The organism is uncultured Albimonas sp., assembly GCF_963977235.1.
GTDB lineage: Bacteria > Pseudomonadota > Alphaproteobacteria > Rhodobacterales > Rhodobacteraceae > Albimonas.
In genome coordinates, this window is the sequence record NZ_CAXBOD010000114.1 from 1 (window position 1) to 6,190 (window position 6,190).

A 6,190-nucleotide genomic window follows, 5' to 3' on the forward strand; every position below is an offset into this window, starting at 1 on the left:
AGAACAGGCGCTTTGCGAGGCGTGTTCGGGCGTCGCGCCGGGCGCCTGGATCGGTCAGGCGGCGGCGCGGCGGAGGAATTCGGACAGGAACCAGGCGCGCATCACCGCGGCGGAACGGAGCAGCCGGTGGGGCGCCGGGCCCTTGTCGAGGCCCTCGAGACTGGCCGCGAGGGACGAGGCGTCGACCAGCTCGGACCAGAGCGGATGGCGAGCGGCCTCGGCGAAGGCGGCCTCGAAGATCGGGCGGCGGGCGGCGCTCATCTGCGCGGAATCGGGCTGGAACGGCGACTTGTCGGGGCGGCGCGTGACTTCGGCAGGCGCGAGCCGCGCGAGCATCGCGCGGATCAGGCCGCGGCTCTGGTCGCCCTGCCGGTGCAGGCGCGCGGGCGCCCCCATCACCGCCGCCAGCAGGCGCGTGTCGAACAGCGGGCTGCCGTAGGCCTGGCACGTCGGCGGCGAGGCCACGCCCGAGGCCGGGTGCGTGGCGGCGTCGGGCCAGAGCTGAAGGTCGCAGGTCATCCAGGTGTGGCGGCCGACGAGACGAAGCCGCTGCTCCTCGAGGATCGTGGGCGCCGCGACCTCCCACGGGCGATAGCCCATCGCGTGCCAGCGCCGTCGGGTGGCGAAATCGGGCGAGGCGCCGATATGGCCATGCCCGAGCCCGTCGTGGCGCCGCATCCGCCACTGCGTCGCCAGCGGCGAACAGGCCCACAACCCGTGGCGCAGCACCTGCCGGCGTCGGGCGCCGACGCGCCGCAGTCGCGCCATCTCGGCCGCCGCGTCCCGCCAGGCGCCGGCGCGCACCCGGTCGTGCAGGTAGTTGGGCAGCGGGTGCGAGATCGCGAAGTCGCCCCCGAACCCTCCGATCATCGCCGCGTGCCCCCGGGACAGCGCCGCCTCGTGCAGCGCGAAGCGGGAGCCGGCGAGCGTGTCGGCGCAGGGCTCGGCCATCCGCCGCCAGGCCTGCTCGGCGCCCTCGAGCGGGTCGGCGTCCTCCGACAGGACCTCGTGCAGCTCGAGGCCCGGATAGTGCGCGGCCAGCGCCAGACGGGAGGCGCGCTCGGCCGGCTCGGCGCCGCTGGAGGCGCGTCCGGACCAGGCCGGAACCGCCTGGCCCGCGCCGGCGCCCGTGCAGACCAGCGCCGCCACCAGCGAGCTGTCGAGCCCGCCCGAGAACAGCACCGCCGGCGAGGGCCCGAGCCCGCGCCAGCGGCAGTCGACGGCCAGGCGCGCGCGCTCGATCAGCAGGTCGAGCGCGTCGTCGTCCGACAGGCCGCGCAGCGCGGGGTCCGGACCGGGGGTCCAGTGCGGCGCGGCGCGCAGGCCCTGGGCGTCGATGCGCAGGACATGGGCGGCGGGCGCCTCGTCGATCCCGCGCCAGGCGGTGCGGCCGGGGACCGGGCGGTGATAGGCGAAGATGTCGGTCAGCGCCTCGGGGTCCGGCTCGCGCCCCACCTCGGGAATCGCCAGCAGGGCGTGGGTCCAGTTGGCGAAGGCCACCGCGCCGTCGGCGAGGCGGGCGTAGACCAGCGGCTCGGAGCCGATGGCGTCGCGCAGCAGCGTCAGGCGCGGGACTTGCGGATCGCAGATCGCCAGCGCGAAATCGCCTTCGACCGCCTGGGCGGCGGTCTGCAGCTCATCGAAGCGACCTGCCGCCTCGGAGGAGGCGAGCCGGTCGAGATCGCGCAGCGGCGCCGGCAGCGGCGGGCCGTCCTCGGCCGCCGCCGGGCGCGGGGGCGTCCAGAGGCGGGCGAGACCGGTCCAGGCGCGCCCGCCGGGACCGCGGCGCAGCCAGGTCGAGGGATCTCCCAGAGGACCCGCAAGACCGGCGGGAAGGCGGACCGAAAGGCGCAGGACGCGCGCGGCGGGATCGGTGGCGGCCTCGGCCCCGCCGAGGTCGGCGCCCCGCCAGCCCGCGTCGGCAAAGGCGGAGGCCATGGCCGCGTGCACCGCGTTCAGCCGGTCGGCGCGCCCGCGAGGGTCGAAGACGCCGAAGAAGCGCGCGGGCGGCATCGGACCGGCGGGCGTCCCTGAGGGGGCCTCGGGGCGCGGGCTGGCCTGGGCGGCGACGGTCTCGGCCGGGGTGGGCAAGACGGGAGGGCGGCTCAGGCGGCGGCGCGGCGCAGCAGCCCGCCCTCGACCAGCGCCTCGATCGCGGGGTGGAGGTCGGCGGCGATCCGCTCGGGCGGGGCGTCGTAGTCGGCGGCGAGCGCGGCGACCAGCGCGCCCACCGACATCGGCGACTCCAGCCGCTCCCAGACGTCGGAGGCGACGGCGTCGAGGCCAAAATAGGCCTCCGACTCGGGGCCGAGCAGCACCAGTTCGTCGTCGCTGACGCGGGCCTCGAGAACGCCGTCGCTGCGGCTGAGCAGGTCGGTGGACTTCACGTGAGGGCTCCCTGGTTGTCGGAGGGGTGGGGGGCCGGGGCCAGACGCTCGACCGTGCGGCGGGCGAGGGCGACGGCGGCCTCGGCGGCCGCGAAGTCGCGCGGGCGGCGCAGGGCGAAGACCGGAACCTCGGCGGCGACGCGCGCCAGCAGGCGGAAGTAGGCGCCGTCGAGGCCCATCTGGCGCGGGATCTCGGGCCGCCCGATGCCGCGGCGCAGGGCGGACAGCGCCGCGAGCGTGGGCAGCCGCTCAAGCTCCAGCGGCGCGTCGGAGGGGTGCAGCCACTCGAGCGTGAAGACGGCGCGCAGGGGGGCGGGCCAGACGAGACGGCCGGCGGGATCGCTGAGCGCGCGCACGCCCTTGCCCATGCCCTGCCCGGCCGCGAGGACCGGCGCGCCGGAGGCGGCAGGGCCAAAAGCGCCGGAGGCGGCAGGGCCAGACGCGCCGGAGGCGGCGGGGCCAGACGGGCCGAAGGCGGCGGGGCCAGACGGGCCGAAGGCGGCGGGGGCAGACGCGCCGGCGGCCGAGCCGACTGGCGCGCCGGTGGCGACGGCGTCGATCGCACGGGCGGAGTCGGCAAAGAGTCGGGCGGTGCGCATCGCGCGATGCAGGCCGACGGGGCGCCCGGGCGCGAGGTCCAGCGCGATGGTGTCGTCGCCGGCCAGCGCCCAGTCCCCCCGCGCCATCATCGCGGCGAAGGTGGATTTGCCGGCCCCGGATTCGCCCAGCAGCAGCGCCCCGCCCGCCGGCCCGGCCGCGCCGGCCGCATGCAGGGGCATCGCGCCGCGCTGGTGCAGGAGCACAGTCGAGGCGGCGTATCCGAGGTGAACCATGGCCATCTCGAGCGTCGCGCCGGGGCCGATCTCGACCCCGATGCGTGCGCCGTCGCTGACCCGCAGGCGCAGGCCCTCCCAGTCGCAATAAGCCTCGGTCGGGCTCTCGACCGTCCAGGCGCTGTCGGCGCGCTCGGGGTGGGTCGGGCCGCGCACGGGGCCGAGACGGACGGTGGCGTCGACCGGGGCGCCGGCGGGCGCAGGCTCGGCCCACGGGGCGGGGAGGTCGCTGTCGTAGACCAGCCCGTAGGCGGAGAAGCGATGGCGGGGGGACGTGGCCTTGCGCCCCGGAGCGGCGCCGCGCGCAAAGTCGGCGCCGCGCGCAGGGTCGGACGGGGGCGATCCCGCGTCGGCGGCGCGGCGCGCGGCGACCAGGGGCGAGGCGCCGCTCATGGCGTGGCGTCCCGTCCGGCGCGTGGCCGGGCGTCTTGCTGTCGCGCGCAGTCCACCGATCGCATCCCCATGCCGCCCGCGCCGCGCGTCGCCGCACGGATCGAGCCTTTACCGGGTCTCCCCGGCGTCGATGGCGAGGGACGCAAGCCCCATGCGCGCACTCCCGCGCAACGCGTCCCGGCGACGACCTGTCCGGGGCCCATCCCGGAACCGGCGCGTCGCCTTGTCTCGCCGTCTTGCTCTGTCATACATGACGCGGGCCTGCAACTCACGGGGGAAACGACGTGAATCCTGCGCGGAATGACGCGGTTCCCGAGACGGATCCCCGCTCGGGCTGGCCGGCCTTCGGGGGGCTGTCGCCGACCGCCACGCCGCTGGGCGCGGCCACGGCCGCGGCGATGGCGGGCGCGGCGCTGCGCCCGCCCCGCCGGGTGCTGCTGCTCGAGGCGGGCGTCGGCGTCGGCCTGGCCGCCATCGCTGCGGCCGGCGCGGGCGGCGGGCTGGAACTGTGGGGCGCCGAGCGCGATCCGCAACAGGCCGAACAGGCCCGCGCCCTGCTGGCCGAGGCCGGCCTCGAGGCGCGCGTGGTCGAGGCCCATCCCGGCGCGCTGGGCGCCCAGGATCTTCCCGTGTTCGACCTGGTCCTCGCCCCCTGGGGCTGGGAGCTGCTCGACGAGACCGACCGCGCGGCGGCGCTGGCCTTCCTCGAGGCGCGGGTGGCGCCGGGCGGCGGGTTCCTCTGCGCCTTCCCTGTCCAGCCCGGGGCGCGGCCCGAGCTCGGCCTGCGCCAGCTGATCGCCAACCGCTGGGCGGCGGCCCCCGAGGGCCTGGAGCCGGCCGCCAGGCGCGACTGGACGGTCGAGGCGCTGCGCCAGAGCTTCCAGGCCTCCTACCGGCTGGTGCGCGAGACGCCGAAATGGGCCGCCACCCTCGAGGCGATGGCCGCCTGCCCGCCCGCGATGTTCGAACGGGTCTGGATCGCGCCGGTGGCCGAGCTGCGCGGGATGCGCGACTTCGGCCGCGAGCTGCGCGCCGCCGGGTTCGAGACCCTGGTCCCCGCCCGGCCCGAGCGGCTGGCCCGGGATCTCGACATGTCGGCCGCCCAGATCGCGGAGGTCGACGCCTGCCCCGATCCCTGGATCCGGGCCGAGCTCGCCGACCTGATGATGTGGCGGGTGTCGCGCCTCGACCTGTTCCTCAAGCCCGGCGCTGCGGACGAGGCGCCGGGGGCGGAGGGGGCGGCGGAGGGGGCGGGCGCCGTGCGGCTGCGCGGCCTGGGCGCCCCGGGAATCGCCGAGGCCGGCGACCTGCGCACCGAGGGGCTGCTGGGCGCCGCCACCCTGTCGCGGACGGTCTACGGGCCGATCCTGGCGCGGCTCGAGGCGCAGGAGACGGCGAGGCTGGACGAGCTCGCGACCCTCGTCGGGCGCCCGCTGGCCGAGACGATTCCCCTGGCCGCGGCGCTGATCGGCGCGGGCCTTGCCGCGCCGGCCGCTTTCGCCTCGCCGGCCGAGGCGCCGCCGGCCGCGCGCACGGCCTGCGACAGGCTGACCCGGGCGCTGGCGGCGCGGGGGCACGGCCGCTGGAGCGTGTCGGCCTTGCTGGGCGGAGCCACGCCGACGCCCGGCCCGCAGGACGCCGACGCGCGGCGCGCGCTGGACCTGCCTTCAGCATGAACACGTCCGCCGCAATGCAAAAAACTCGTTGCGATCCCGTCCATGGCGCGTATGCTGTTGGTGGGTGTGATGTAGACTCTCGAGGTGAGATCATGAGCAAAAAAGTTTGGCTGGAGCCGAAAGTGGCGAAGCTGTCCGTTAAGGAAGCGACTCGCGGCAGCGGCGGCGCTCCGGGCGATGTCTGTGGCGGGTCCGCTCCGGTCATCGACTGCAGCGTCTGATCTGTCGGGAAGCGAGACGCTTCCCCGGAAGATTTCGAGTTCAACGAAAGCGCGCCCTTGCGGGTGCGCTTTCGCATTTCTGTTTGCGCCTCAGCCGGCCTGCCTGTCGCTGTCGCGCTTCGCTCCGGTCCCCTGACGCATGAGCTCCACCGACACGCGACGCTCTGCAAGGGACGTTATCTCCTTGATTCCGGCGTTGTTCTGGATGCGGCGCGCGCAACGCCTGCACCGCTCCCTGTCCGCGCCCGAACTGCTGCGCCGCCTGCGCGCTCCGGGGCCGGAGGCTGCCGCCGGGACCGATTTCGACCGCGAGGACGGCGAGCGGATGCGCGTCGCGCTGGCGCGGATCGGGCGGCGCCTGCCCGGCCGGTCGGATTGCCTGGTGCAGTCGCTGGCCGCGAGGATGTGGCTGGAGCGGCGCGGCGTGCCCTTCGTGTTCCGTCTGGGGATGCGCCGCGGGCCTGCGGGCCTCGGGGCCCACGCCTGGATCGAGGTGAACGGCCAGGTGGTGACCGGCGGCCTCTCGGTCGGCGATTTCGCCGACTTCGCACCTGCGGCGGAAACCGATTCGCCCCTCGGTTGACGGCGCCCGACCGCGTCCCTGAACGGCGAAGGGCCCGGCCGATCGGCCGGGCCCTTCGCGCGTCTCGCGCCGCCCCTCCGGGGAGGGAGGGGCGGGG

5 protein-coding genes are annotated in these 6,190 nt (G+C 76.4%); 2 read left to right on the top strand and 3 right to left on the bottom strand.

From position 1 onward, the window contains the following. Window positions 1–54: 54 nt before the first annotated feature. The 3 genes from AAC134_RS23225 to AAC134_RS23235 all read right to left on the bottom strand — a co-directional run bounded on the left by AAC134_RS23225 (window position 55) and on the right by AAC134_RS23235 (window position 3,613). On the bottom strand, window positions 55–2,013 hold the full coding sequence (locus AAC134_RS23225; protein ID WP_339952082.1) for an asparagine synthase-related protein: 1,959 nt from the start codon (window positions 2,011–2,013) through the stop codon (window positions 55–57). 92 nt (window positions 2,014–2,105) lie between these two features. Continuing rightward, window positions 2,106–2,387 (bottom strand): PqqD family protein, encoded by a 282-nt coding sequence (locus tag AAC134_RS23230; RefSeq protein WP_339952084.1) that lies wholly within the window; start codon window positions 2,385–2,387, stop codon window positions 2,106–2,108. Next, entirely contained in the window at window positions 2,384–3,613 is a 1,230-nt protein-coding gene (locus AAC134_RS23235; protein ID WP_339952086.1) for a hypothetical protein, read from the bottom strand. The genes AAC134_RS23230 and AAC134_RS23235 overlap by 4 nt, the downstream gene beginning before the upstream one ends. Window positions 3,614–3,897: 284 nt before the next feature. On the opposite strand from AAC134_RS23235, the gene AAC134_RS23240 reads away from it, so the two are divergent. Both AAC134_RS23240 and AAC134_RS23245 read left to right on the top strand, forming a co-directional pair. Next, entirely contained in the window at window positions 3,898–5,289 is a 1,392-nt protein-coding gene (locus tag AAC134_RS23240) for a methyltransferase domain-containing protein (protein ID WP_339952088.1), read from the top strand. A 360-nt stretch (window positions 5,290–5,649) separates the two neighbouring features. Then, window positions 5,650–6,093: a lasso peptide biosynthesis B2 protein gene (locus AAC134_RS23245; protein WP_339952090.1), complete on the top strand. Its 444-nt coding sequence runs from the start codon at window positions 5,650–5,652 to the stop codon at window positions 6,091–6,093. Window positions 6,094–6,190 lie beyond the last annotated feature (97 nt).

Coding starts and splice junctions, on each gene's coding strand:
- AAC134_RS23225 (WP_339952082.1), bottom strand. CDS start 2,013: ATGCCGCCCGCGCGCTTCTTCGGCGTCTTCGACCCTCGCGGGCGCGCC.
- AAC134_RS23235 (WP_339952086.1), bottom strand. CDS start 3,613: ATGAGCGGCGCCTCGCCCCTGGTCGCCGCGCGCCGCGCCGCCGACGCG.
- AAC134_RS23245 (WP_339952090.1), top strand. CDS start 5,650: ATGAGCTCCACCGACACGCGACGCTCTGCAAGGGACGTTATCTCCTTG.